Below are 25,757 nucleotides of genomic sequence, written 5' to 3' on the forward strand. Positions count from 1 at the left end.
ATTGAACCTGATATTTTATATTTCAATACCCCTGTAATATTATTTCTTCTAAAAGATCAATACTTCTATCCCAATTCCAATTCGAAGCCGTTTCTAATGCGTTTTTTGACAATTTTTCTTTTAAGTCTGGATTTTCCATTATCCTTATTATTGCATTTTTTGCACCAAGTATATCACTTTGTTCCACAATTAAAGCATTGTATTCATTTACTACAAATTCATCAATTCCATTAAACTTATTGAGAACGCAAATGCCGCCACATGCCATCATTTCTAAGGCTGGTAAGCAAAAGCTTTCTATTTTACTCATCTTTAATAGAATATCACAACTAGAATAAATGTATTTCATTCTTTCGAAAGGAACTTTCTCAAAATATTTATCGATCTTCCAAGATGGATCAGGAGTTCCTGAAGTACTTACACACCATATTTCACAGTCTAAACCCTCTACTACTTGGAATGCTTCTTTAATTCCTTTAAATGGTACGTCGATTGGCCCTTCAATTAATATCCGTATCTTATTATTTTTCTTTTCAATTGGTTCTGTTAAATATACGATTTTAGGATCAACGCCGTTAGGGACATAGTAAGAGTCTTTTGAAAATTTTATGTCCAACCAATCCTGCAACCATTTAGCCATAGTTATAATTTCATAGTCTTTAGTATAAGTATTATAAGCAGCTTTGTATTCATTAGACTCCTCTGGAAAGAATATACTTTCGTTAGACTGCACAAAATATAGTTTTCTTTTTGATGGAATGTTTTCTAATGTATATGCTGTTGTCCAATAAGTTGCAATTATTATATCAAAATTATTTGGAATATTATCAATAGGGATTATATTTACCAACTGACTAGGATACCACTCAATAGTATTTGAGTTATCTTCTGTAATAAATGAAACATCGTAACCGCGGTCTAACAAACTATTTGCATGCTTGCATATTACAGATAAACCTCCAGAAATACCTGTACCAGCTAATAGATATGCAATTTTGGGCTTTAAAGGTCTAATTATTTTATGCTCTTCCAATGTAAGTTTTTCCCAAACATTATCATTATCTTTAAAAGTAAGTTCTAAATTATTGTCATGTAATCGTAAATTTGTTAATACATATGGAATAGACTTAAATTTATATCCATAATATGATAATCTAAGCCACAATTCATGGTCTTCTCTATATCTCATTATTGACTTTAAGCCACCCACATGTCTAATAGCACTCAGTCTAACCATAACTGTGCTTTGACAAGGTACGCATATTTCTTTTAGGAACTCGTAGTCACATTCAGGGCTAAACACTTCTTGTTTATCTTCTAGATCAATAATTCTTGTGCCATCCAATAACGCTCTCCATCCACCATAAACAACGTCACACTTATAATTTTGAATATAACCTAAAGAAAGTTCTAATCGGTTTAACTCCGCTATATCATCACTATCTTGGAATGCAAGATATTCTCCTCTTGCCTCTTTGATTGCCTTATTTCTTCCCCTAACTGCATTACCACTATTGTTTTTAAAATAAAATGCCTTTACTTTTTCATTGTTCTCATAACTTTTAACAATTTCTAGGGTTTTAGTGGGAGATCCATCACATACCAACAATATCTCAATATTATCATAAGTTTGATTAAGTATTGAGTCTATACTCTCTATCAAGACATCAGTTCGATCATAAATAGGTATCACTACTGATATTAATGGATTCCGATCAGGTATTTCATTGTTATTGTATAATTGCTGCACATGAACTTTCTTTTTATAGTAAGACGAACTACTTATATTAAGTGTTTTTAAAATTTTTTTGTAGATTAAATTTGGATTACGTATTCCTTTTCTTAGTTTTATATTTAGTTTTCTAACCTTCTCCGCATATATCCATGCTCTTGTATTCTGTATTTCATTTAACTTTGTACTGAGTTCTTGAGATAAATTTAATAAATAATTTGAGTTATCATCTTTTTGTGAAATTTGTTTCTGAAACTCATTAATACTATTTGTTAAGAGTTCGATTTGTTTCTGTGAATCATTATTGATTATCATTTTTTTATCTAACTCATTACTTAATTTTTGCAAACTAAAAGCTTGATTTCGAACATTAGAAATTAGTCTGGATATTTTGGAATGAAGTTCAGAATTAAGTAAACTATACTCATCAATTTGTTGATTTTTACCTTCCAATTCTTCAAGAAGTGAACTAATTTTTTTTTCTTTCTCAATTGCTATTGATTTATAATATCTATTATACTCATACTCTCGTAAGAATGCTTTATGACTTCTTTCAAATGATAAACAATCTTCAACTAACACATTATTGTCTACATTTCTAGTCAATAATCTTTCACTATCCAAGATTGTCTTGAGGTTTAGACTCAAATTAAATTCACTTCTTGCTAATAAAGACAATAGCTCCATATTTGAACAAGCTCTAGAATAACCTTCTAAAATTTCCATTTTAATTTCATTAGCAGTTAATTTCTTATCAAAACCTCTTCCAGAAAAATTGTAATACTTAGCGATTTTATAGTTAGTTTCATCTATCCAACCTGGGCCACCATGAATGTCATAACAATAAACAGGAATTCCCATAACGAGAGAAAATTGAACGCTTTTACCAATTGTTATTATAACATCATAATTTTTTAATATTTCAGGAGTGATTAACGTATTAATGTATTCAATTCCATATATATCCAAAACGATCGAATCATTGTAAAACTCTGATTGCAATAATTTTAGTTCTTCTGGTACATGGTTAGAGATAATACAAATCCTTCTAACTTTCTCAGCCAAATGTTTAATATTCGAATTAAAGTAATCATTTGTAGCGAAATTTGGAAATACCATTACATTGTCTATGCTTACACCTTCTGAAATTAATCTCTCTCTTGTCTCTTCACTATTTGCTAAAATTAACGATAGTTGGTTAGAAAAGATAGGAGGGAATTCAAGAGGTTCAAAGGGAGAAAGTGAACTAAAAATTATTTTCTCAGGTTTTATTCCACGGAGAAGCACTTGATACAACGTTGTCGCATGTTGAGACCATACTAAATCATAGTGCATTTGAGACCATTCGCTATGAATAAGATTAAAAACTGGAATATTTGAATTATTGAACTCTGATAAGATTGGTTCACCGATATAATAAGCCCCAACATGAACAACATTCCCCAAATCGATGAATTCTTTTGCTAAACTTAATACATTTATTTCTGCTCCAGCAAATTCAACAAGTGAATGAGTTGTAATTAGAATGTGTCTACCTGTCCACATTACTTTTCCCGCCTTTTTATTTATATTTCCAGATATGCTTGCTTCTGAACATTCCTTCTGATATTGGAAGACCGTTTTTACTTTTATTTGTTTTTATCGAAAACTCTATGGCGTAATCGTTACTGTCGTAAGGATACATCCCTAAATCATCTGAAATATGCACAGAAATATAATAATTACCTTGAAGAAAATCATTTTCAGGTAGTATCAAAGTAAACTCATTATATGGCTCATTTAAGGATATATCGTCACGCAAAGTATTGAACAATGTTACTATATCCCCTTCTGAATTAAATACAATTAGTCCGAGGCCATATTTTAAATCGATTTCTTTAAACTCAATACTAAGAGTTATATGAATGTCTTCTCCAGTTATATATTCAAACTTATCAAGAGTGATATCACTAACATAAATTTTGTTTTTTTGTTTTAATGCTTCATTAACTTCCAACCTATTAGATTCATTCTGTTTCAATGGCACATGTGTTTTTATGGACACTTCTTGATTTTCAACATGTTGCTTATATAATTCACAAATTTCGTCTGCTTTACCAACTGCTTTTAGTTCACCTTTTTCTATCCAAACTGCTCTTGTACAAAAGTTTCTAATTGCTGGAATACTGTGACTAACAAACAAAATAGTTACTCCCTTTGATACCATTTGCTTCATTTTTTCATAACACTTTTCTTGAAAATACATATCGCCTACAGCTAATGCCTCGTCAATAATTAAAATATCAGGGTCTATGTTAATGGATACTGCAAATGCTAAGCGAGCAAACATTCCACTTGAATAAGTTTTGACCGGCTGATATACAAATTCACCAATTTCGGAAAAACTAATGATGTCTTCTAATCTTGAATCTATTTCTTCCTTTGATAATCCTGATATTGCCCCATTTAAATATATATTTTCCATTCCTGTAGCTTCATAATTAAATCCTGCTCCTAGTTCTAATAAAGCCGATATCTTACCGTTTACAATCACTTCCCCTGTTGTTGCTTGTAGTATCCCTGTGATTATTTTTAATATTGTAGATTTCCCAGAACCATTAGTTCCTAGAATTCCTACTATTTCACCCCTATTAACATTAAACGTAATATTATTTAATGCTATAAACTCCTTGTGTAATGCTCTTTTTCCAAAAGATTCTTTTAGTCGATCTAGAGGTTTATTATATAATTTATACACTTTTGTAACATTTTTAATTTCTATTGCTTGTACCACTAATTACACCACTTTCTACAAGACATCAGAAAAATGTTTTTTCATTTTTTTAAATATCCAGATACCCACACTTGATGATAATAAAATAAACATCCAAAAGTAAATAGTTTGATATGGTCTTTGCCAAAACCAAATTTCGCTAAAAAAAGATTCTCTATAACCATTAATAATATAATAAATTGGATTGAGCTTAAATAATAATTTAAATTTATCAGGCACCACATTTTCACTCCACATTATGGGAGTTAGCCAAATTGAAAATTGAAGAAATATCGAAACTATTTGAGACAAATCTCGAAAAAAAACAACAATTGTAGAAGTTATAATAGATATACTTGAAACTAAAATAATTAATGAAATTACATAATAAATTATCTGTAGATTATACAAGTTAAATTCGAGTCCATAAAAGAAATAGAGTAATATCATGATAAATAAGAAAAAGAAATGAATGTAAAATGACGAAAACACTTTTATCACAGGTAGAATGCTAATACGAAAGATTACTTTCTTCACAAGATAACTATAATCAATAAAACTATTTGTCGCTCCTAAGAACGCTTCAGAGAAAAAAAACCAAGGAATTAATCCAAAAACTAACCATAGCGAAAATGGCACATCATTTAGAGGAGTAACTTTAAAACCGATCTGGAAAACAAACCAATATACAAGAACTGTCATAAAAGGTTGGAAGAAACCCCAAAATATCCCAAAAATAGATCCGGAATATTTACTCCAGAAGTCTGTTTTTGATAAGTTTAAAATAAGCCGAATTGTTCTAATAACATCCTCTTTAATTAATAAATTCATAGTCTACTCACCTAACATTAAGGATAAATTTTTATTGAATTATCAAATAGTTGCTGACCCCATGTATATAGTTCTCGGCCAAAATCAGATTCAGTATGTAATGCTTTACCTCTTCGTTCCTCCCATTTTTTACCATATGACTCATAAGGAAAATGATTAACATAATATGTACAAGTTGACTCCCAATGATCAACAGATAATGACTTTCCATAATGTTGACAAAAAAACCTAGTATCCAATCTTAAATCACCTTGAAATTTCGGTTCTCTGCTATCCAGACCAATGTACTCTAAATTAAACTCATTATTTCTCCACAACATGACAATATCTCTTCTTTCTGGACCAAAATGAGTGCGAAAATTCAAAAGAGGTGTGCCTTGAGAATATGGCTTACTGTCATCTTTGGTCATGTATGCATCGAAAAGTGATATTCTTATTATATCTAAATTTTCAGAATCTTCGGAGTTAGTAAAACCTTTAATATCACCAATATATCTCTCATCAGCATCTGCACAAAATATCCACCTGGGGTTAAAAGTTTTACTTAGTTTCAATAAATCGGCTCTATGACTAGTCTCGCTTTCCAATCTATCTTGAACACCAGAAAGCCAGTTAAAATTTCTAATAATAGCAATTACATGAGAATGCTTACTAATAATACTGTATGTATTATCAGTACTATTATCATCAAAACAAACAATTGCATCACAGAATGTGGAAAGATGATTTAGTGTGTCTTCAATTATCAATTCTTCGTTACGTATTCTTAACATTCCTAATATATTAATTTTTGAGGGGATCCTCTTACTAAAATTTATCAACCTTTGTTTTTCAAACAATTTATATATCCAATTAGTTATCATAATATTATAAATAACACCTCTTCAACTTAAATTCCATATTTATCATTTCTTTTTATACCATTTGGAAACCCTCTTCCAGTATGCTAAAATAAAGTCGAACTTTAGCAAAAAAGGAGACTGTCTTTCATGAGTGCAAGTAAGAATGCCTACGCGGCTTCGCGTGCAAAAACGAATGGAACGATAACGACAGAGAAGAGCTCTGTTATTTTTTGGATTTTAATAGTGTTTACAGGCTTGTTTATGTTCTGGGCACCGTTTCAACGGGCGTTGTTCAATGGTGGAACTTACGATTTTGAGAGAACAATCTATACGGCTTCGGTGTGGTCCTCTATCATTTTGCTGCTAATTGCAATCCTTGCTTTCTTTGTATTTAAACTTAAAGAACAAAAAGATGTTTTGACCATTCTTGTCTTATTGATGCCGCTGACATATGTGATTTCACTATCGAATTCGGCCTCTCATTATTTGGCAACGAATATGGTTTACATCCAAATGCTGTATGCAACCTTCTTCATTTTAGGTGTATTTCTGACAAAAAACAAGCTTGGCACGTCGATTTTTGCCAGTTTGCTAATTATTTCCGGTTATTTCATTGTCCTCTTCGGACTTTTGTACTGGTTAGGTAATGGAAACTTCGCTGGGCACTTGGTAGGATGGTTCGCTCTCATGGATGCAGCTAATCCTTATTTATACCGCGATGCGATTATGACAGATTCTAACGGTTTACGCTTAACATCGGTTTTCCAATATGCGAATACGTATGCTGCCTTCTTGATTACGTTATCCCTTGGAGCTTTGTTCTTCATCGTCAAGTCACGCAAATGGTATGTCGTGCTTCCACATGCAATCATGTTGGTACCTATTATTATATCTTTTTGGTTAACTCTTTCTCGTGGTGCGATAGTGGTAATTCCGGTTGTTTTCTTAATTATGCTTTTCTTTTTTTCAATTAGTAGACAGATTCTAGCACTCATACAATTTGGTCTAGCATTCGCAGCGTCTCTGGTAATTCTAGAGAAAGTAACAGATATAGGGATTGGATTACAAAAACAGCCTAGTGCATCAGAATCTTGGAACGGTTGGTTAATCCTGCTGATTGCTTCTGTAGTTTTCGCTGTCCTTGCTGTCGTTATTCAACACTTCTTTGCTCCTTGGTTGGAGCGCATGACGGCTCGTTTCGATGCTAAGAAGTTTGCTACCTTTATTCTTCCGGTCGCTGCAATTGTTGTTGGTGTACTGGGTGCCATTCTTATCCTAAGTGACACTGGTTTTAAAAACATTCTTCCAGCCAACGTGAAAACGCGTATCGAAAATATTAATTTCCAGCAGCACAGCGTTCTGGAGCGCGGTACTTTTTATAAAGATGCTGTGAAGCTCTGGTCGGATTATCCGATTATAGGGGCAGGTGGTGGCGCTTGGGCTTCTTTATATGAGAAGTATCAAAACAACCCGTACACAAGTCGTCAGGCTCATAACTTCGCACTTCAATACTTGGTTGAGGCCGGCGCGCTAGGATTCCTTGCCTTTATCGGTTTCGTGATTGCTGTCATGGTGTTCTATATTCGAAGCTACATTAAAAGTTCACAGGAGAAAAGAGATCTTCACTTCCTATTCTTCATCGTAACGATTTCTCTCTTGATCCACAGTATGATTGACTTTGATTTAAGCTATGTTTATTTGGGTGCTATTCTGTTCCTTGCACTAGGTGGGATGCTGAGTAACAGTACATCCGCTCCGATACGATTAAAGTCTGATTCAACTGCGCTTCACAAAATGTTTCCATCGCTCTTGGCTGTCTTATCGATCGTGATGTTTTTTATCTCGGTTCAACTAGTCTCGGCGAATGGTTCATATAAGCAGACACTTGAGGTTGTTAAAAAGAGTCAAGATTACAACCAAATCGTAGCTCCATTGGACAAAGCGATTTCTCTGCATCCTGCTCATCCTGACTATTTGTTAACAGGACAGGTCAGCCGAATTGGGATTCTACTTCAAGTATCTAATCAGATGCAAAAGGAAGACCCGAAGAAGGGCGAAGCTTTTTTCAATCAAGCCCAAGATCTTCTTAACCAGCTATTGAAAAAAGAACCGCATAACCGCATGGTGGCGATGCAGCAGCTCAATATGCTTCTCATCAAAGGGAACAAGCAAGAAGCGTTAGACTGGTCCAACGCTCAGATTCCTAATTATCCATGGTATATTGAAATGTATGAAAAGAGTATGTCTCTGAGTATTGATCTTGCGAATCAAGCTAGAGAAAAGAATAATACGCAAGAATACAACACTAGACTCGATAATGCTCTCGCCACTTACAAGGACGTTCTAGCGCGAGTGGATTCTCTGAAAAACCTACCGAAAGAACAAGCACAGGGTCGTGCGTTTGCTGTTACACCGAGCATGGCTTTAAATGCAGGTCAAATAAGCTATATGCGCGGTGACTATGCAGGTGCAGCTGCAACCATTCAACCGCACATTACTGAAAATCTAGATGACCAACCGAATCGTGTTCTGATCAGATGGTATTTGGCTGCTTTACAGAAGCAAGGTACCAAAGATCAAGCTCTTTACGATAAACTGATTGCCAAAGATCCGGCAGAAAAGCAGGCCATTGAGGCGATTGTTGCAACGAATTTCCCAACGAAATAAAAGAGGTGCCACAGTGATGTGGCACCTTTTGCTTTTCATTTATCGCCCCGTCCACATATCCATCACACTGTCCGGATCCTGAAACATTTTATAAGGAATATAGCAGTAACCTTGATCTCCCCAGTCCTCGCCCCAGCTGTTGCGCACGATAACATGACCTGACAGGCCTCGATCCACATAGCCAACTGCCAGCATAGCATGTCCGCCCAGTACCCGTTCACTCTTCTTCTTCGGAGCCGAAATTTTACCCGTTTGGGCTACTTCAGGGGATTGGAAGCTCTCGTACAACATCATGCCGATAACAACGGGTGATTGTTCAGCCAGTGCAGCCTTAAGGGCATATAAGTCCATAATCCGGTGGTAGTCGTTGATTTTATAATTAGCTGCATCCAGTTCTGCTTTGGGATCGGGAATATCTCTGAAATCAGCAATGTTATATGGATAATCCTCCTCTGGACAAACGCCAATCTTCTGGAGCACTTTCATCCCATCTCGGATATAGGCCCTTGAATCTTCATCCACATGACCTTCGAGCTTGCGTTCGTGCCAATACAAGAAAAGCCGAGAAAGGGCTGTCCACTTCTCCTGACTGCTTACGAGCAAATACTCTCGAAGCCCGCTTGCTATGGCGTTAGCCGTACAGCTTCCGAGTGCACCTTGATCGACAATAGGGGACATGGCTGAGCGCAAGTCGACTTTCTTGGGCAGCTCGCCCGGGGACTTAAACGCTGTGCTCATAAAATGATAATCGCGTAAATCACGCTTTTCCCGTTTCAAAGGGAACACACGATTCGACATAACCACACACCCTTTCAATATGATACATAATTATACATTTTATACTAAAATATGTATACAATTCGTTTCGCTAGACTAATAGAAGCCTATCCCCCCATGTATTGTCAATTTCTTCAGTTCTGGCACCACACAAAACAACCCCCGAAAAGAATCAACGATTCTTTCCGAGGGTTTCCTTCTCAACTAGTCGCGCAACATGCCTTGATGCGGATGCGGGTGAGTGCCGCAATATTCATCTGTCTCTGAACAAGTATAAACATGCTCATAGACAGGAACGCAGTGGTGGCGGTTTACGATTTGAATAGGATGAATAACTTGAACTCTCTGCGGGTGGTAGAAGTCCCTTACTATTCTTTCTGGATCTGTCATTATCGGATCAGCAGGTGGACATTGATATGGTTTGCCTGGGCCAGGTTGGTTAACTGGGCTGAGTTGGCTAGGTTGGAACGGTTGGCTAAGCGGGCTTAATTGGCTAGGTTTGTATTCCATTGGTGGGTCAACTCCTTTATAGGTTTATGTTAGTATACGTTTATGCCTAGTCCAATGAATGTACAAATGCCTATTTAGCCAATAATTAGGCGGATTATGTGAGCCAAGCAGGTTAAATGTCCAAGCAGACTCGAAAAAGGCAGGCTAACAGCACCATGATACCTCTCCCTTTTGCTTCATATATTTGTTACAATTGAGAAATGACATTTATTTGATGTTATCAACCCATCCCCAGTGTCTGAATTCCCATACCTTAGAAGGAGGAGGGAGTATGATGAATCATACAACTCAAAACACGAATTCCGCCTTTCGGCATTTAACATACTCTCATGCCCCTGATTATTCGGAGATGCATCTCCATCATAAGCTTTGGAATTATTTCCACGAAAAACAAATCGAGAATCGTTTGCTCGCTTGGACCAAAGCCGCTAAAGGAGATTATTTCCGTCGGCCGCTGGATTGGAATCTTGTTGAGGGCAATCTCGTCATTCAGCTTTCTCCATTACCAGAAGGCTATTTGCCGTTTTCACATATAGAAAAAGCAGCATTAGGTGATGAATCCAAAGGGAAATTGCTGATCTCCATTTGTAAAGCGCTTTCCATTCTGCATGAAGAGCAGTTTTATATGGGCTTTTTGCTGCCAGAGCAGCTTTTTTTCGAACCACAAACGTTAGCCGTTATCATCGATGTCCAACCATTCCCGTCCGCTATTGAATTTATTAATCATTTATTGACGGACTTTTCATTTACTTCATTTCCACGTTATGCGCGGCGTTTTCTTCTTTCCCGAGCTGCTGATTTTGAAGCTATCCATCTACTGATTCATACTATATATGGCTCCGACTCCGTACCAAGCATCCTTCTGCAATTATCAGAGCGTCTGCGTACTGAGCCAGAAACTATTTTATTCGCTGATGAAATTGCCGATATCATTCGAGCAGCCTTTCAACTGCCTGAGCAGGTGCAACCGCTTATTTCCCATAGCAGTCCAAAATGGCTGTATCCTGCCGCTGCGCCAATTACGCAAGAGCATCAAGAGCATTTTCGTTATTTTTTACAATCAAATGAGAAGCGTTTATTAGGGCTCGTTTGTGAGGATGAGGCTATTCGATTTGATGTTTACACTCAGAATGTCAATGAGATGTTAGAAAGAGGCTATTTCTTCAAGATTGTCTCCCAAGGACTTCCTTATTCAACCTTACGTGAAGTGGTCTCCCGAACCTTGCATCTCGCTTATGGCTTATTTCCAGAATCAATCACCATGCTGCGGAATCTTTCTCGTAAATTTGATCAGCTTCTTAAAAAGCACTATGAAGGGGACGATATCCTTTATTTGCTAGCCGAGTGGTTGTATCAGTTTTTCTCTTCCATTATCCCGATGTTCCCTGTTCAAAACATGTTCTATATTTTTGAAAACAGCGAGCACTTTGATGAAGATTCCCAGCTTATTCTCCTCAACTTTTGGCGAGAGCATGGCCATGAGATGACTGGCTTACATATTATTTTCAGCGGCAGCCAGATACCTACTCAATTCACTAGCCTATCGATTCAAACGCTTGAAATCCATCATTCGGACCAAGCGATCTATGAACAGCTGTTGTCTTCACAATTTGGACGAGCTGATTCCATGTTAATATCCGAATTGAAAAATTGGTTTTATGAGCACAAAATCAACTTTAGTCACTGCCACATCATTTTAGAGGAGCTTATTCAATCTGGAAGCATTCATCTCACCAACAAGGGTTGGAGTAGAACAGCTGCATTCCATCTTGATTATGAAAAACTCCACTCTCTTCACTTGTTTTCTAAGCGCATCTCCCTTTTGGACAGTGAGGAAATTGAGCTATTACGGCTCCTATGTTGTTTGCCTATGCCAATAAGCGTATTTTCCCTGTTTAAGGCTAATGAAATGGATGTAGGAATCATCCTCTCTTCGGTTACGAAGCTGGCAGAGCTTGGCCTTGTTCATGTCAGTCATAATGATAGTTTATTTATCTCAACTGAAATTACCAAATTGGTCTTACAGCAGTTGCCGGCAGTTCAACTAATGTCTTACTACCAAAAAGCTTTGGTCTACCAGCAGCAATTCCGTCCACTTGGCTTACCTCAACTCATTACACTATCCAGCCAAGCGAGTGAGTATAAAGTAGAATATTATTTGCTTTTAAAATATTATAAACAAATCCGTTCCCTTCTCTCTTATGGGCAAAAGGTTGAATTATTAGAACGCATCAAATATTTATATGAAAAGTTAGAAAGACCCTATCTCATTTTCCTAGACAGGCTGCTTAGTAGAATGTATCTTCTGCTTAACCAATTTGCTCTTTCCGAACAATTGGCACTAACTGTATACGAACGAACAGGCAAAATCACGGATCGCTTCGAGTGGATGTATATCCGCATCTTGCAAAATGATTTGGATGTTTATATTTTACGTGAGCAGTTATTCCCCTTTATTTTCGACGAAAGTCAGGCATTAGAAGACCGGGTACGGGCTGCATTTTTACTCAACACCAGCAATCTCTGTTTCCCTCTACAGGATGAAGAGGTGCGTAAGCTTCACATCTTCTATACCGAGGTCGTTTATCCAAAGAGAAATTTGCTTTCACTTCGCCATTTTGCGGAGATTACGAACTATTATACGATTAATATGCTGATTCATTTCCCTGAGACCGAGGAGTGGGCTTTATCCATTGCAGCTAAGTTAGAACCGCTTCTGGAAACGTCACCTCATACGGACCTTATGCTCCGTCTCTATGATTTATATTCCTATCAGAGCAACAATAAGCTGATCAATACGTACGTATATCGCGGGATTGAAGGTGCCAAGCGCTCTGGTTACACGATCAAGGAACAAGTAGGCCATCTGAATGCCATGGAGTTTTCATTAAATCAAGGAGACTTGGCCAGCTACCACTATCACAAAGAACGTGTCCTGCAGGTCGACGAATTGCGGCGCAAGGATTTGGCCGAGACTTATTTAACGAATCAGTTGTTATACGCACTTGAATGGGAGCAGTGGGAACTGTTTCAGGAACTAGAAACCCTTCTGTTCGAGCAGCAAATCACAGAGTCGAGTTTGGCTCTATTGTCCGTTTTTCAATGTTATGTCGCCTTCCGTCAAAACCTGCCTATCACCATCCCGGGCTTTTTAAAATATGAAAACACCTCGTTCTTCTTGGAGGCACTGTTCCAAACTAGAGAGGGAAATCTGGAGCTAGCCTGCAAGCTTTTTGAACAATTTATTTCGAAAAATAACTCTGGGATGTATGCTGGTTGGGCTTACCGAGAATTGCTTACGCTTCTCTTAGAGCTTCGCTCGGAGAATATGGGGATTTGGTTCGAAAACTTTGAAGCTTATCTAAAACGATGCTCCTATGACATCTTTTGGCCTGATTATTTTAAACTTTCGGCGGAGAGGTCCATTTATGAGGGCGATATTCAAAATGCGATGCTGTATTTGCGACGTGCATTGAATGGCTATCAGATTATTCAAAAGGAAACTTGGCGTCCCTACTTGACCGCATGTATGGAGCGGGTTATTCGGCCCACCTTTGCTCCGGCATCACCCGCCATCATGAAGGATGATTTTGTTCAAAAAATGATTGCGGACCGCGAGCAATGGTTACTCCTGTCTTTGGATTTACAAATCATTATCGAGCTCAGTGAACAGGTTACCGAAACTTTGGATCTAATGACAACGATGCAGAGATTGACCAAGGCACTTTTTGACTACTTTCCAGTCATTCAACTGGCCATCACTTACAAACTACTGCATTATAAACACAAGGCTTTCGTTACGGCTTCCGGACTACGAGATCACGATGAATTGATTGCCTATCAAAGCCGAAGTGAAGATTGCTGGGCCCATACATTCACTCTCTTTCAGCGAGGTGATCAAGCTATTACGCTACAGGTTTATGTAAATGGTATGACTAAAACAAAGCTTCAACATATGGAGCATTTTCTTTCTTTCATCAAACCGCATATTATCAATGTTCTCTTGCATAGAGAGATGGTGATTGATAACCTGACCGGCTTTTATTTACGCGGTTATTTTATGGAAAAGCTGAGGGAAGAATTCGATCTCTCTAGACGTTATAACCTCGACCTATCCGTGATCATGATCGATGTAGATAATTTCCGCAGGGTCAATGAGTTCGGACATCCGGAAGGGGACCGAGTTTTACGAGAAATCGCGGATATTTTTCGATTTAATTTAAGAAAGAGCGACATCGCTGGACGATATGGCGGTGAGGAACTTATTCTCATTTTACCTAAAACTGATGGGAAAGAAGCCCTCAAGATTGCTCATCAGCTGCGAGGCGAAATTGAGAGAGAATTTGCCTTCGGACGCCCTTACCAAATCACTGTCAGTGTGGGCGTATCTTCCCTAGAGCTCTGCAGTCCAACTTCAATAGAGGAATTGATTGAACAGGCTGATACTGCGGAGATTACTGCGAAGCAGACGGGGAAGAATAAGGTTATTGCGGCTTGGGATCTTTAAAATTTTAATAAATAAAAAGTAGAAAAATGTTATAATGTTCATTGAGGTGAATGCTATGGAAGATTTGTTAAAACAGATACTAACTAAATTAGAAGTGATGGATTTGAAGATCGACCGAATCCAACAAACCATAGATGCACACCATGTTGAGAACATCGAAACCGACAATAAGTTATTTGAAGCGATCCAGACAACAAATTAGTGTCTTGACTTCCAACGTGATAAGATTTCCAAGACTGAGGAAGAAATTTATCTTTTAAAACAAAAACATTAACCTTCAAATAAGCCCATAAGGGCTTTTTTTTATGATAATAAGTAACGACAATTCAAGAAAGCGCGTAGGCAGAAGCTCCGTCTGAAGACGGAGGTATATTTCATCCGCCGGATGGTTCAGACGCGCCGATCGATCCTATATAATGAAATCAATAAGATGCTGAGGAAATCGAGCTAATTTTAAAGGAGATATGTTTATGATGAAAAACATGCGAAAAACCAAGGATGTCGGCATTTATGGCTTAACTGCAAAGTGGTATGATAAAAACTCTCGCAAAAGCCGAATGACTCAAATGCAAGCATATGCGAATGAAGTTGCATCTTTTGTTGGCAAACGTGCAAATATTTTGGAAGTTGCTCCTGGGCCGGGTTATTTGTCGATTGAACTCGCCAAGAAAGGGTTTAACGTTACAGGAGTTGAGATAAGCCCAGACTTTGTGAAAATTGAAAAAGATAATGCAAAAGAAGCAAATGTTTCAGTTGATTTTAAAGAAGGTAACGCATCCCATCTACCATGCGAAGATAGCTTTTTTGATTCTATTGTTTGCAGTGCTGCATTCAAGAACTTTAAGGACCCCGTAAAGGCGCTATGTGAAATGTATCGAGTGCTGAAAGAAGGGGGAACATCCCTAATCATCGACATGAATTACGAGGCAACATCTGAAGATATTAACAATGAGATTAGACAGACAGGAATGAAAGGATTTGACAAGCATTTTGTGAAATTTGCATTTAAAACTTTCTTAAAACAAGGTGCTTACACAAAAGAAGATTTTGAGTCACTTCTAAAAGAAACTCCCTTTAAGAACTACAAGATCAAAAAAGAGGGTATTAGTTTATTTGTCTATCTTTTTAAATAGAAGGTTCCTTTACCAAACCCAAAAAGAAAGAGGCCGCCCATAAGTTCGGTGAACTCATGAGAAGCCTCTATTTTGGGCACGACTTACATCATGCCGCCCATTCCACCCATGCCGCCCATATCAGGCATGCCTGGTTTGTCTTTTTCTGGTTTGTCAGCGATAACTGCTTCTGTTGTCAAGAACATAGCTGCTACGGATGCTGCGTTTTGCAGTGCGGAACGAGTTACTTTAGCAGGGTCAACGATACCTGCTTCGAACATGTTCACCCATTGGCCAGTTGCTGCGTTGTAGCCGATGCCTACTTTTTCGTTCTTGAGACGCTCAACGATTACGGAGCCTTCTTGACCAGCGTTAGCTGCGATTGTGCGAACTGGCTCTTCTAGGGAGCGCAGGATGATGTTTACGCCTGTTTGCTCGTCGCCAACAGCTACTACTTTAGCTACTGCATTGTACACGTTAACTAGGGCTGTACCACCACCAGAAACGATACCTTCTTCAACAGCTGCACGAGTTGCGTTCAGAGCATCTTCGATACGAAGTTTACGCTCTTTCAGCTCAGTTTCAGTCGCTGCGCCAACTTTGATAACAGCTACGCCGCCAGAAAGTTTAGCCAAACGCTCTTGAAGTTTTTCTTTATCGAAATCGGAAGTTGTTTCTTCCAATTGTGCGCGAATTTGAGTAACACGTGCGCCGATGTCTTTTTTGTCGCCAGCGCCATCAACGATGATTGTGTTCTCTTTAGTTACGCGGATTTGACGCGCGCTACCAAGTTGGTCAGGAGTTGTGGATTTCAGATCCAATCCAAGCTCTTCTGTAATCACTTGGCCACCAGTTAGAGCAGCGATATCGCCAAGCATAGCTTTACGACGGTCACCGAAACCTGGAGCTTTAACAGCTACGCAAGTGAATGTGCCACGAAGTCTGTTTACAACAAGCGTTGCTTGTGCTTCGCCTTCAACATCTTCAGCAATGATCAGAAGTTGTTTACCGGATTGAACCACTTTTTCAAGAACAGGCAAGATTTCTTGGATGTTCGAGATTTTTTTGTCAGTGATCAGGATGTATGGGTTGTCAAGGACAGCTTCCATTTTATCCGTGTCAGTGATCATGTATGGGGAAGTGTAACCACGGTCGAATTGCATACCTTCTACAACTTCTAGTTCAGTAAGGAATCCTTTGGATTCTTCAACTGTGATAACACCGTCTTTACCTACTTTTTCCATAGCTTCAGCGATCAATTCGCCTACTTCTTCGTCAGCAGCAGAGATTGCCGCTACTTGTGCGATGGATTGTTTGCCTTCGATTGGCTTCGCGATAGCTTGAAGCTCTTCTACAGCCGCTTTAACAGCTTTCTCGATACCTTTGCGGATAACCATTGGGTTAGCGCCTGCAGTTACGTTTTTCAGACCTTCGCGGATCATAGCTTGTGCTAGAACCGTTGCAGTTGTTGTACCGTCACCGGCAACATCATTTGTTTTGGTAGCAACTTCTTTAACAAGTTGTGCTCCCATGTTTTCGAAAGCATCTTCAAGCTCGATTTCTTTCGCGATCGTAACACCGTCATTTGTGATCAACGGGCTGCCAAATTTTTTCTCAAGAACAACGTTACGGCCTTTAGGACCGAGGGTTACTTTTACAGCATTAGCTAAAGCATCTACCCCACGAAGCATCGCGCGGCGTGCGTCTTCACTGAACTTAATTTCTTTTGCCATGATAGGAAACCTCCTCTAATTTAGAACCTGTACATAGTAAGTAGTATTACGGAAAAACTAAGTATACGCAGTGCCGATCTATATCCTGCTAAATTAGGCTAATACAGCGAGAATGTCGCTTTCGCGCAAGATCAACAGTTCGCGGCCTTCGTATTTCACTTCAGTTCCAGCGTATTTGGAGAAAATGATGCGGTCGCCTTCGCTTACTTCAAGCGGAACACGTACGCCATCTTTCAACGCGCCTGCGCCTACTGCTACAACTTTACCTTCTTGTGGTTTTTCTTTAGCTGTATCTGGCAGCACGATGCCACTTGCTGTAGTCTCCTCTTTCGCAACGGCTTCAATGATTACTCGATCACCTAACGGTCTGATCATGGAAAAATAGCCTCCTTTAGAAAATTGGTAATGGGTGTATTTCGTTTATTAGCACTCGAATGTGTTTAGTGCTAACAACAATTCTTATGATACTCATTCTGTGAGCAATTTGCAAGTCCTTTTACACATTTTTCATTCTTTCGGACACCCCCCTCATTCTACCCAAATGAAAAACAAATATTCTCATTAAAAAAAGAAAAACAGCCTGCACATTACGCAGACTGTTTTATTATTTTGGACCGAACTCCCGCTCCCACTCAGCATCCTTCGCCAACTGTTTGCGATAAATGAATCCCGACATAAATACGCTAAATTCATACAAAACAATAAGCGGCAAAGCCACTAAGATAGCCGATATCGCATCCGGCGGCGTAATAACCGTAGATAAAATAACAAGCAGCATGTAAGCATACCTTCTGAACTTGTGCAGACGCTTCGGATTCAAAAGGCGAATCTTCGTGAGGAACATCACGACAATCGGCATTTCAAACACAATGGCCAATGGAAGAATGATGTTGAACATAAACGTAAAATATTGCGCCGCGCCATACATCTCCGTGATCTCGAGACTCCGGCTAATGGAGGAAGTAAAGTAAAAAGCCATCGGAAAAACAACCCAATAACCAAAGGAAAGACCTCCTAAAAATAACAAAAACGCATAAGGAATATAAATAATCGAAGCCTTCTGCTCAGCCTCACGCAAGCCAGGCTTAACAAACGCCCATATATGATAAAGAATAACCGGCAGGGTAATAAGAATACCTACGGCCAAACCAAAATTCATATACAAGCGCAAGGCATCCCATGGGGAAAAAACGTTCCAACTGATGCTATCAGCAGGCGGAATGTTTTTGAGGTATCGAATGATCGGCTTCGCGCTGATTAGCCCGCCTACCATCCCTATGACCAGGACGGCCAGTACCCACATGATTCGTTTGCGCAGCTCACCAAGGTGCTCTACGAGTGACATTTCTTCGTTCGTTGTCATATTTCACCAACCTGATCTAGTGGATCAAACCTATACGGCTGAAGCACTGTTATGCTGAAAAGAAAGCGGCTAGTCTGGTAGACGCCGCGTGTTACTAGGCGGCGCGATAGGCGCTGCCGCGGAGGCTAGTGGTGCTTCCGTTCTAGCGGGTGCCGTCGGAGTTACAGACGGTGCTTCCACAGAGGAGACTACTTCCGGAGAGGCAGATGGCGCAACCGTTGGGGTAACCGACTCAACTGCTGCAGCTGCACTCGGCTCGACAGTCGACTCGACTACTGCGGGAGCAGCCGATACAAACGCGACTGCCGCTCTCTCAGAAGGAGCACCTGCTTCGACAGCGTTTGACGAGGCTGCTTCGCCTTGAGTCGAAACCTGCGGAGCAGGTTTGACCTGGGCTGCTGGCTTCGGCGCCGCCACTTCCTCAGGCTCATCGTTCAGCAGGGCGTGAGCGCCTTTCTTAAAATCCCTGATCGTGCGCCCCAGCACACGGCCAATTTCGGGCAGCTTCTGCGGTCCGAATAGGACAAGAGCAACGATTGCTATTAATAAGAGCTCGGTGAAACCGATATTTTGAAACATGGACTTCATCTCCATTATTTGTTGCGACTTCAACTAAACCGTAAAATAAATTAGCAAACGCAGAAATCGGCAGCGAAATCTCCTAGGGGGTGGTAACTGTGGTCAACACCTTCACTGAAGTCACCACACTTTTGCATTAGCTGCAAAAAGTGCAGTTATTTTGCTACTTTTCACCTCTACGGCCCACTTTAATGCATTTTGTACATCAAAATCAGCTAAAAACAGCCAATATACCGCAAAAGCGCCAAAAGAAATGCACATTTTGCAGCAATTTGCTAGATACGAAACAAATTCATCCAATTACCTGCACAAAATGCAGCAAATGTCCAAACGTGCTTTAAAAAGCAAGATTCATCGACTACCACTAGCACTGATAAAACCCACCGTACCCCATCTCCGTAATGTCGCTGCGCACGATCGTCTCGCCCGCGCAAATCCGCGGGAGCAGCACATCAAAGGACGTATACGGGTCGTGCATCACGCACCCCGGCAAGCCCATGATCGGCACATCGCCCAGATAGGCGATCATCAGCATCGAGCCCGGCAGCATCGGCGTGCCGTAGCTGACCACGCGGGCGCCGGCCTGCTTGATCGCACCCGGTGTGCGATCATCCGGGTCCACGGACATGCCTCCCGTGACCAAGACCAGATCCACGCTCAGCGCTAACAGCGCGTGGATCTCACCCACAATCGCTTCGCTGTCATCCGACACGAAGCGTTGGTCTACTACCTCGGAGCCGAGCTGCGCCAGCTTCTCCTTCACAACCGGGCCGAATTTATCCTTGATTCGGCCCTTGAAGACCTCGCTGCCCGTCGTAATAACGCCGACGCGCAGCTTGCGAAACGGCTTCACCTCAAGCAAGGTGAAGCCCTCCTCACGTCGAGCGGCAGCTAGGCGCTCGACCTCTACAACCTTCGCTTCGTCCACAATCAGCGGGATTACCCGCGTGCCGACCAGCGAAGCGCCTGCCTGAACGACCGTGTTGCTGCGAATCGTCGACAACACGACCTCATCGATGGCGTTCACGCTGTCGACGAACGCCTTATCGATCTTAACCAAGCCGTGAATCGCTGATTTCACGTTCACTTTGCCCTCATGCGGCTCCGTCAGCGTGAGCCCATCCCCAGCTATTGCCTTCGCCATGCGCAGCGCAGCTTCATCCTCATGCAGGTAGCCAGGCTGCAGCTCCATCACATAGATGTGCTCTTTGCCGATGCTCAGAAGCCCAGGAATATCGGCCTCCGTCACTTGATGGCCTTTGCGAAACAAGCGCCCTTTGAATTCACCGGGCAAAATCTGAGTAAGATCATGAGGCAAAATCATGCCGATCGCATCTTCGATCTTGACTTCTCGCAGCATGGATTCAAGTTTGCTCACCCATGGTCACCTTCTTTGCCTGTCAGAATCCCCAGCGCATGCGGAAGCTGATCGATAATCGCCATCAGATTCTCCTGCACGCCCTTGGGGCTGCCCGGCAAATTAATGATCAGCGTGCGCCCTCGAATGCCGGATACCGCTCTGGAAAGCATCGCTTTCCGCGTTTTTTGCATCGAAATCATTCGCATGGCTTCTGCAAAACCAGGTGCAACTCGGTCAATCACATTGAGCGTTGCTTCCGGTGTCACATCTCGGGGGGCAAGTCCCGTGCCGCCAGTCGTTAAAATCAAATCTGCCTGATAATAATCCGTCATTTCTATTAATGAAGCCATGATTTCATCCATCTCATCCGGAACGACCCGGTATTCGATGATTTCGCCTTGAATTTCCTCTTCAATCAGCTCGCGGATTACCTGAGCGCTAGTGTCTTCTCGTTCTCCTCGGTAACCGCGGTCACTGGCTGTCAAAATCGCAACTTTCCAGTGCATCCTTCGTCACCTCTCCCTTGTTAACTGAATGAGATAACCCCACTAACCTGAGTGATCGTCGACCTTCATTTCTATGAAAAAAACTGCTTTATCTGTCTAGTCGCGTCACTGTCAACTATCTTGTCTGTGAAAATCCCCGTTTTTGCCGCCTGCTTTGAGGACAAGCAGCGTGGAGCTGATAATCATATCCTTCTCTACTGCTTTGCACATGTCGTAGACGGTTAGAGCAGCGGCAGATACGGCTGTTAAAGCCTCCATCTCAACACCAGTCGGCCCCGTCGTCCTGACAGTTGCTTCTATGTATAGTTCATTGTTGCCATTATCAGCAAACTGAATATCAATGCCCGTCAGCGCAATCGGATGGCACATCGGAATCCAGTCTGACGTTTTTTTGGCGGCCATGATGCCAGCCACTTGAGCAACGGCGAGGACATCGCCTTTTTTCATTTTACCCTGCTTAATTAAATCGAGCGTCTCGCTCTTCATAATTAAAGTGGAACGCGCGGTAGCCGTACGCTTCGTCTCTGTTTTGTCCGAAATGTCGACCATTCGTGCTCGTCCCTGCTCATTAAAATGGGTTAATGGGGAAAAATCGGGCAAAGCACTCACCTCTATTTTAGGTTTCTGATTTGAAGACCATTTTGCTCTCGGTGACGATCCCGTCAACTCGGAAATCATGCCAGGAAGAAGGGACCGCAGGAATCAATTGATTATCAAAAGCGGCCGCAACCGCAAATGGTCTCTTAAGCCCGCGCGCAGCAAATAGCTGCATGAAGCGATCATAAAAACCGCCCCCATAGCCCAGTCTTCCGAAATCCAGATCAAAAGCAAGCCCTGGCACTAAGATCATAGATAGGGTGGACAAATCGTGCTCAATCGGTACCTCGCTGCGAGGTTCTCTGATGCCATATGCCCCGCTTTCCACATCTTCATAGCTGCTTATGACATGCAAATTCATTGTCTTCGTATCTGCTACAACCTTCGGCACAAGCACACGAATTCCCTTCTGCCAACACCATTCCATCAGAGGGGCAACATCCGGCTCAGACCGAAAAGGCATATAACTCATGATCGTAGGCGGAGCGGACGTTTCATTCTGTCCATGCCCAAGAAGCCTATCGCTGCATAGTTTTATCAATCTTTCATTTATGCGCTGCTGCTTCTCTTCACGTTCTTCAGACATGATGGAGGAGCGCAGTTCTTCCATTTCTTTACGTAATTCGATTTTCCGCTCTCGGATGTTCATACTAGCTTCAGCCCTTCCCTAACGAGGAGTGGTTTCCCCCATTTTAACATAAACAAGGAAAAAAACTATACTTGCACTGGGGACTCCAGTCGAATGAGCGTTATTACGGGAAAATGGTCCGAGAATATCGTCGGAATCGCCCATGAAGTTTGGACTTTTTTCCTATTCGTGAAGATGTGATCGATCCTTTTTCCATCCACAAATGTCGATTGCACACCCGCTCGTAATGGCACATTGGTGAGCTGATCTGTGTCTATTTTGAACGGAAAGGCGTCTAATTCCATATTAAAATCCCCCGCGACAACAAGTGGGTCATCATAGTTTGTTACCATTTCTGAAATGCGAGCAAGTTGAAGTCTTCGATCCTCTTTGGACAGACCCAAATGCGTGGTGGCTATTCGAACAAGTTCAGAATTAACCTTGATTTTCACCTCTAAAAGACTTCTAGTTTCCTTATTACCTGGAAGCAGCGTATAGTTGCTGTCCTCAATCGGATAACGGCTCAGAATCGCATTGCCGTATTGCCCGGCCGTATAACTTAAACTAGGTGCAAAACGCATATCCATCCCAAGAAGCTCGGCCAATTCCTTCGCTTGATCCACATACCCGCTGCGCCAGCGATAACGATCCACTTCTTGCAAGGTGATGACGTCGGCTTTTTCATTTTGAATGAGCTCAGCAATACGTTGTATATTTACTCTACCATCTAAACCTTCACCGTGGTGGATATTAAACGTCATAATCGTGAATGCTGCTGGGGAAGTGGTTGAACTAGACGCGGGAATTGCAGATATGGCCTGCCTCCCAATGTCTGATGAGCTTGTTACTCCTTGACATAGTAATATCAACAGAAGCAGGGGCAAGAACGAATAGCCTATATACTTAGCATGCCTCAAAAGTACCATTTACCCATCCCCTACCCAATCTGATCTATGCAAAATTAAGCATACGATGCCCTCGCGCATGGTGTATACTAGTGAATTGATGGGATTTATAAGAGAGCGAAAGGGCGGGCTTGGACAGGTCCTTTCATTAATAAGCAGGAGGTAGCAGCAGATGCTATTACAGGTTTCTAACATTTCAAAAAGCTATGGGGTACGTTCCGTACTCTCCAATATAACGCTACAGATCGAAAACAGGGAACGGATCGGTTTAGTTGGCGTGAATGGCGCCGGTAAATCGACGCTGCTCCAAATTATTGCCGGCGAAATGTCCTATGACAGCGGTGACTTATTCAAGGCAAAGGAAACGAAAATCGGCTATTTGAAGCAAAACAGCGGACTGCAAACGGACAAGTCTATCTGGAACGAGTTGCTGAGCGTATTTAGTTCCTTGCTGGAGACAGAACGAGAGCTTCGTGAGCTTGAAGCGTTAATGGCAGATCCTGATCTAATCTCGGATGAAAAAAAGTACGAAACCACGATGAATCGTTACGCTCTGCGCTCCGAATGGTTCCGTGAACATGGCGGCTATGAAATTGAAGCGAAAATCCGCGGCATTTTGCACGGGATGGGCTTTGGTCAGTTTCCTCCGGATACATTAGTCAAAACGCTCAGCGGCGGTCAGAAAACAAGGCTTGCGCTAGCCAAAATGCTGCTTGAAGAACCTGATCTACTTATGCTCGATGAGCCTACGAACCATTTGGACATTCCGACACTAACTTGGCTAGAAGGCTATTTACGTGGCTATCCGGGCGCTATTCTGGTCGTGTCTCATGACCGGTTTTTCCTGGATGCTTTGGTGACTTCTATTTATGAAATTGAGCGAAATGCTTCCAAGCGATATACCGGGAACTATTCCCGATTCATCGAAATTAAAGAAGCTAATTATGAGATCGAAATGAAGCAGTTCGAGAAGCAGCAGGATGAAATTGCGAAGCTGGAGGATTTTGTTCAGCGCAACATTGTGCGTGCTTCCACGACGAAGAGAGCGCAGAGCCGCCGCAAGCAGCTGGAAAAAATGGATCGACTCGATAAGCCGATGGGGGATTTGAAGCGGGCTTCGTTTTCTTTTGAAATCGAGCAGAGCTCCGGCAAGGAAGTGCTTCAGGTTGATCGTTTGGCGCTTTCCTATGATGGTAAGAACCGATTGCTCGATGGCGTCTCCTTCCAGCTTCGTCGTTCGGAAACCGCTGCACTCATTGGGCCCAACGGTGTAGGTAAATCCACCTTGCTCAAAACATTAATTGGTCAGCACAAACAAGACGCAGGCACCTTCAAGTGGGGCGCTGGCGTCACGATTGGCTATTATGATCAGGAGCAGACGGGACTGACCCCGACCAACAACGTGCTGGAGGAAGTGTGGAACACGTACCCGCATCTGGAAGAAGCACGCATTCGTACGGTCCTCGGAAGCTTTCTTTTTAGCGGCGAAGATGTGTTCAAAAAGGTTGCGGCCTTAAGCGGCGGGGAAAAAGCACGTGTAGCCTTAGCCAAGCTGATGCTGCAAAAAGCGAATGTATTAATTCTCGATGAGCCTACCAACCATTTGGATTTGTATAGTAAAGAGGTTTTGGAATCGGCATTGATGGATTACGAGGGTACTCTCCTCTTCATCTCCCATGACCGTTACTTCCTGAACAAGATGGCTGAGAGCATGCTGGATTTGCAAAAGGATGGGCTTACGAGTTATCTTGGCAACTACGACGATTACGTTGAGAAAAAGGCCGAGCTCGCCGAGATGGAAGCGAAGCGTCTGGCCAAAGAAGCGGAGAAGAAGGCCGCTGGAGGCAGCGGTTCGGCTGGGAAAAGTGAACCCGCGAGTGGCGGTGGGTACGAAGCAGACAAACTGGCGAAGCGCGAAGAACGCAGCCGCCAGCGCAAGCTCGAGCAGCTTGAGCTCGACATCGCTCGGCTGGAAGACGAAGTGTCCGCCCTGGAGGCGGAGCTTGCTGACCCAGCTGTGTACAACAATTACGTACTCGTTCAGGAGAAGACCGCTGCGGTTGATCAGCGGAAGAGTGCGCTCGCTGCTTGTTATGAGGAGTGGGAGGTTTTGTTGGCTTGATTGCTCACTTTCTTGCTTATTCCCCCTGCTCTCTCGATGCTGAACATCGTTAAGTAGGGCCGGATGGTGTCACAGTACGCAAAATGGGAGGTTTAGCGATGTAAAACATCGTTAAACTTCCCTTTTTCTTATTTACTTCACCTTTAACGATGTTAAACATCGTTAAGTGTGGTCGGATGGTGTCACAGTACGCAAAATGGGAGGTTTAACGATATAAAACATCGTTAAACCTCC

The 25,757-nt window shown here is 41.5% G+C and carries 19 protein-coding genes; 5 read left to right on the top strand and 14 right to left on the bottom strand.

Features of this window, described 5'->3' with window-relative positions; translation table 11 throughout:
• Window positions 1-22 precede the first annotated feature (22 nt).
• Genes GC102_RS19630 through GC102_RS19645 form a run of 4 tightly spaced genes read right to left on the bottom strand, consistent with a single transcriptional unit; the run spans window position 23 to window position 6,178 of the window.
• Window positions 23-3,277 (bottom strand): glycosyltransferase, encoded by a 3,255-nt coding sequence (locus GC102_RS19630; RefSeq protein WP_171691043.1) that lies wholly within the window; start codon window positions 3,275-3,277, stop codon window positions 23-25.
• A gap of 16 nt (window positions 3,278-3,293) precedes the next feature.
• Window positions 3,294-4,505: an ABC transporter ATP-binding protein gene (locus GC102_RS19635; protein ID WP_171691044.1), complete on the bottom strand. Its 1,212-nt coding sequence runs from the start codon at window positions 4,503-4,505 to the stop codon at window positions 3,294-3,296.
• Window positions 4,506-4,520: 15 nt separating this feature from the next.
• Entirely contained in the window at window positions 4,521-5,315 is a 795-nt protein-coding gene (locus GC102_RS19640; protein WP_171691045.1) for an ABC transporter permease, read from the bottom strand.
• Between the two features lie 17 nt (window positions 5,316-5,332).
• Window positions 5,333-6,178, bottom strand: a complete 846-nt coding sequence (locus GC102_RS19645; protein ID WP_171691046.1) for a glycosyltransferase family protein — start codon at window positions 6,176-6,178, stop codon at window positions 5,333-5,335.
• A 126-nt stretch (window positions 6,179-6,304) separates the two neighbouring features.
• Between GC102_RS19645 and GC102_RS19650 the strand changes: the two genes are divergently transcribed.
• On the top strand, window positions 6,305-8,824 hold the full coding sequence (locus tag GC102_RS19650; RefSeq protein WP_171691047.1) for an O-antigen ligase family protein: 2,520 nt from the start codon (window positions 6,305-6,307) through the stop codon (window positions 8,822-8,824).
• A gap of 39 nt (window positions 8,825-8,863) precedes the next feature.
• Here GC102_RS19650 and GC102_RS19655 read toward each other — a convergent pair whose 3' ends face one another.
• Window positions 8,864-9,622 carry a C1 family peptidase gene (locus tag GC102_RS19655; RefSeq protein ID WP_171691048.1) on the bottom strand — a complete coding sequence of 253 codons (759 nt, stop codon included), beginning with the start codon at window positions 9,620-9,622 and terminating at the stop codon, window positions 8,864-8,866.
• A gap of 760 nt (window positions 9,623-10,382) precedes the next feature.
• Here GC102_RS19655 and GC102_RS19660 point away from each other — a divergent pair.
• From GC102_RS19660 to GC102_RS19670, 3 genes are all read left to right on the top strand, one after another.
• Complete coding sequence (locus GC102_RS19660; RefSeq protein ID WP_171691049.1) at window positions 10,383-14,618, top strand: GGDEF domain-containing protein; 4,236 nt, start codon at window positions 10,383-10,385, stop codon at window positions 14,616-14,618.
• Window positions 14,619-14,673: 55 nt separating this feature from the next.
• Entirely contained in the window at window positions 14,674-14,820 is a 147-nt protein-coding gene (locus GC102_RS19665; RefSeq protein WP_171691050.1) for a hypothetical protein, read from the top strand.
• A 268-nt stretch (window positions 14,821-15,088) separates the two neighbouring features.
• The gene (locus GC102_RS19670; protein WP_171691051.1) at window positions 15,089-15,751 is read left to right on the top strand and encodes a class I SAM-dependent methyltransferase; all 663 of its coding nucleotides are present in this window, start codon (window positions 15,089-15,091) and stop codon (window positions 15,749-15,751) included.
• Window positions 15,752-15,834: 83 nt separating this feature from the next.
• Here the strand turns inward: GC102_RS19670 and groL are convergent, their stop codons facing one another.
• The 9 genes from groL to GC102_RS19715 all read right to left on the bottom strand — a co-directional run bounded on the left by groL (window position 15,835) and on the right by GC102_RS19715 (window position 23,422).
• The gene (groL, locus tag GC102_RS19675) at window positions 15,835-17,463 is read right to left on the bottom strand and encodes a chaperonin GroEL (protein WP_056830967.1); all 1,629 of its coding nucleotides are present in this window, start codon (window positions 17,461-17,463) and stop codon (window positions 15,835-15,837) included.
• 93 nt (window positions 17,464-17,556) lie between these two features.
• Entirely contained in the window at window positions 17,557-17,838 is a 282-nt protein-coding gene (groES, locus tag GC102_RS19680; RefSeq protein WP_028553854.1) for a co-chaperone GroES, read from the bottom strand.
• A 229-nt stretch (window positions 17,839-18,067) separates the two neighbouring features.
• Window positions 18,068-18,826 carry a twin-arginine translocase subunit TatC gene (gene tatC / locus GC102_RS19685; protein WP_171691052.1) on the bottom strand — a complete coding sequence of 253 codons (759 nt, stop codon included), beginning with the start codon at window positions 18,824-18,826 and terminating at the stop codon, window positions 18,068-18,070.
• A gap of 69 nt (window positions 18,827-18,895) precedes the next feature.
• Complete coding sequence (locus GC102_RS40085) at window positions 18,896-19,405, bottom strand: twin-arginine translocase TatA/TatE family subunit (RefSeq protein ID WP_171691053.1); 510 nt, start codon at window positions 19,403-19,405, stop codon at window positions 18,896-18,898.
• A gap of 364 nt (window positions 19,406-19,769) precedes the next feature.
• The gene (locus GC102_RS19695; protein WP_171691079.1) at window positions 19,770-20,765 is read right to left on the bottom strand and encodes a molybdopterin-binding protein; all 996 of its coding nucleotides are present in this window, start codon (window positions 20,763-20,765) and stop codon (window positions 19,770-19,772) included.
• 14 nt (window positions 20,766-20,779) lie between these two features.
• Complete coding sequence (locus GC102_RS19700; RefSeq protein ID WP_029197035.1) at window positions 20,780-21,271, bottom strand: MogA/MoaB family molybdenum cofactor biosynthesis protein; 492 nt, start codon at window positions 21,269-21,271, stop codon at window positions 20,780-20,782.
• Between the two features lie 111 nt (window positions 21,272-21,382).
• On the bottom strand, window positions 21,383-21,871 hold the full coding sequence (gene moaC, locus GC102_RS19705) for a cyclic pyranopterin monophosphate synthase MoaC (RefSeq protein WP_281367679.1): 489 nt from the start codon (window positions 21,869-21,871) through the stop codon (window positions 21,383-21,385).
• A gap of 16 nt (window positions 21,872-21,887) precedes the next feature.
• Complete coding sequence (locus tag GC102_RS19710; protein ID WP_171647990.1) at window positions 21,888-22,517, bottom strand: 5-formyltetrahydrofolate cyclo-ligase; 630 nt, start codon at window positions 22,515-22,517, stop codon at window positions 21,888-21,890.
• 65 nt (window positions 22,518-22,582) lie between these two features.
• Window positions 22,583-23,422: an endonuclease/exonuclease/phosphatase family protein gene (locus GC102_RS19715; protein ID WP_171691055.1), complete on the bottom strand. Its 840-nt coding sequence runs from the start codon at window positions 23,420-23,422 to the stop codon at window positions 22,583-22,585.
• Between the two features lie 151 nt (window positions 23,423-23,573).
• On the opposite strand from GC102_RS19715, the gene GC102_RS19720 reads away from it, so the two are divergent.
• The gene (locus GC102_RS19720) at window positions 23,574-25,523 is read left to right on the top strand and encodes an ABC-F family ATP-binding cassette domain-containing protein (RefSeq protein WP_171691056.1); all 1,950 of its coding nucleotides are present in this window, start codon (window positions 23,574-23,576) and stop codon (window positions 25,521-25,523) included.
• Window positions 25,524-25,757 lie beyond the last annotated feature (234 nt).

It is taken from the genome of Paenibacillus germinis (assembly GCF_013141785.1).
Lineage (GTDB): Bacteria > Bacillota > Bacilli > Paenibacillales > NBRC-103111 > Paenibacillus_E > Paenibacillus_E phytorum.

Coding starts and splice junctions, on each gene's coding strand:
- GC102_RS19640 (WP_171691045.1), bottom strand. CDS start 5,315: ATGAATTTATTAATTAAAGAGGATGTTATTAGAACAATTCGGCTTATT.
- tatC (WP_171691052.1), bottom strand. CDS start 18,826: ATGACAACGAACGAAGAAATGTCACTCGTAGAGCACCTTGGTGAGCTG.
- groL (WP_056830967.1), bottom strand. CDS start 17,463: ATGGCAAAAGAAATTAAGTTCAGTGAAGACGCACGCCGCGCGATGCTT.
- GC102_RS19650 (WP_171691047.1), top strand. CDS start 6,305: ATGAGTGCAAGTAAGAATGCCTACGCGGCTTCGCGTGCAAAAACGAAT.
- GC102_RS19695 (WP_171691079.1), bottom strand. CDS start 20,765: ATGCTGCGAGAAGTCAAGATCGAAGATGCGATCGGCATGATTTTGCCT.
- GC102_RS19630 (WP_171691043.1), bottom strand. CDS start 3,277: ATGTGGACAGGTAGACACATTCTAATTACAACTCATTCACTTGTTGAA.
- GC102_RS19660 (WP_171691049.1), top strand. CDS start 10,383: ATGATGAATCATACAACTCAAAACACGAATTCCGCCTTTCGGCATTTA.
- GC102_RS19665 (WP_171691050.1), top strand. CDS start 14,674: ATGGAAGATTTGTTAAAACAGATACTAACTAAATTAGAAGTGATGGAT.
- GC102_RS19700 (WP_029197035.1), bottom strand. CDS start 21,271: ATGCACTGGAAAGTTGCGATTTTGACAGCCAGTGACCGCGGTTACCGA.
- groES (WP_028553854.1), bottom strand. CDS start 17,838: ATGATCAGACCGTTAGGTGATCGAGTAATCATTGAAGCCGTTGCGAAA.
- GC102_RS19715 (WP_171691055.1), bottom strand. CDS start 23,422: ATGGTACTTTTGAGGCATGCTAAGTATATAGGCTATTCGTTCTTGCCC.
- GC102_RS19655 (WP_171691048.1), bottom strand. CDS start 9,622: ATGTCGAATCGTGTGTTCCCTTTGAAACGGGAAAAGCGTGATTTACGC.
- GC102_RS19670 (WP_171691051.1), top strand. CDS start 15,089: ATGATGAAAAACATGCGAAAAACCAAGGATGTCGGCATTTATGGCTTA.
- GC102_RS19710 (WP_171647990.1), bottom strand. CDS start 22,517: ATGAACATCCGAGAGCGGAAAATCGAATTACGTAAAGAAATGGAAGAA.
- GC102_RS19645 (WP_171691046.1), bottom strand. CDS start 6,178: ATGATAACTAATTGGATATATAAATTGTTTGAAAAACAAAGGTTGATA.
- GC102_RS19720 (WP_171691056.1), top strand. CDS start 23,574: ATGCTATTACAGGTTTCTAACATTTCAAAAAGCTATGGGGTACGTTCC.
- GC102_RS40085 (WP_171691053.1), bottom strand. CDS start 19,405: ATGTTTCAAAATATCGGTTTCACCGAGCTCTTATTAATAGCAATCGTT.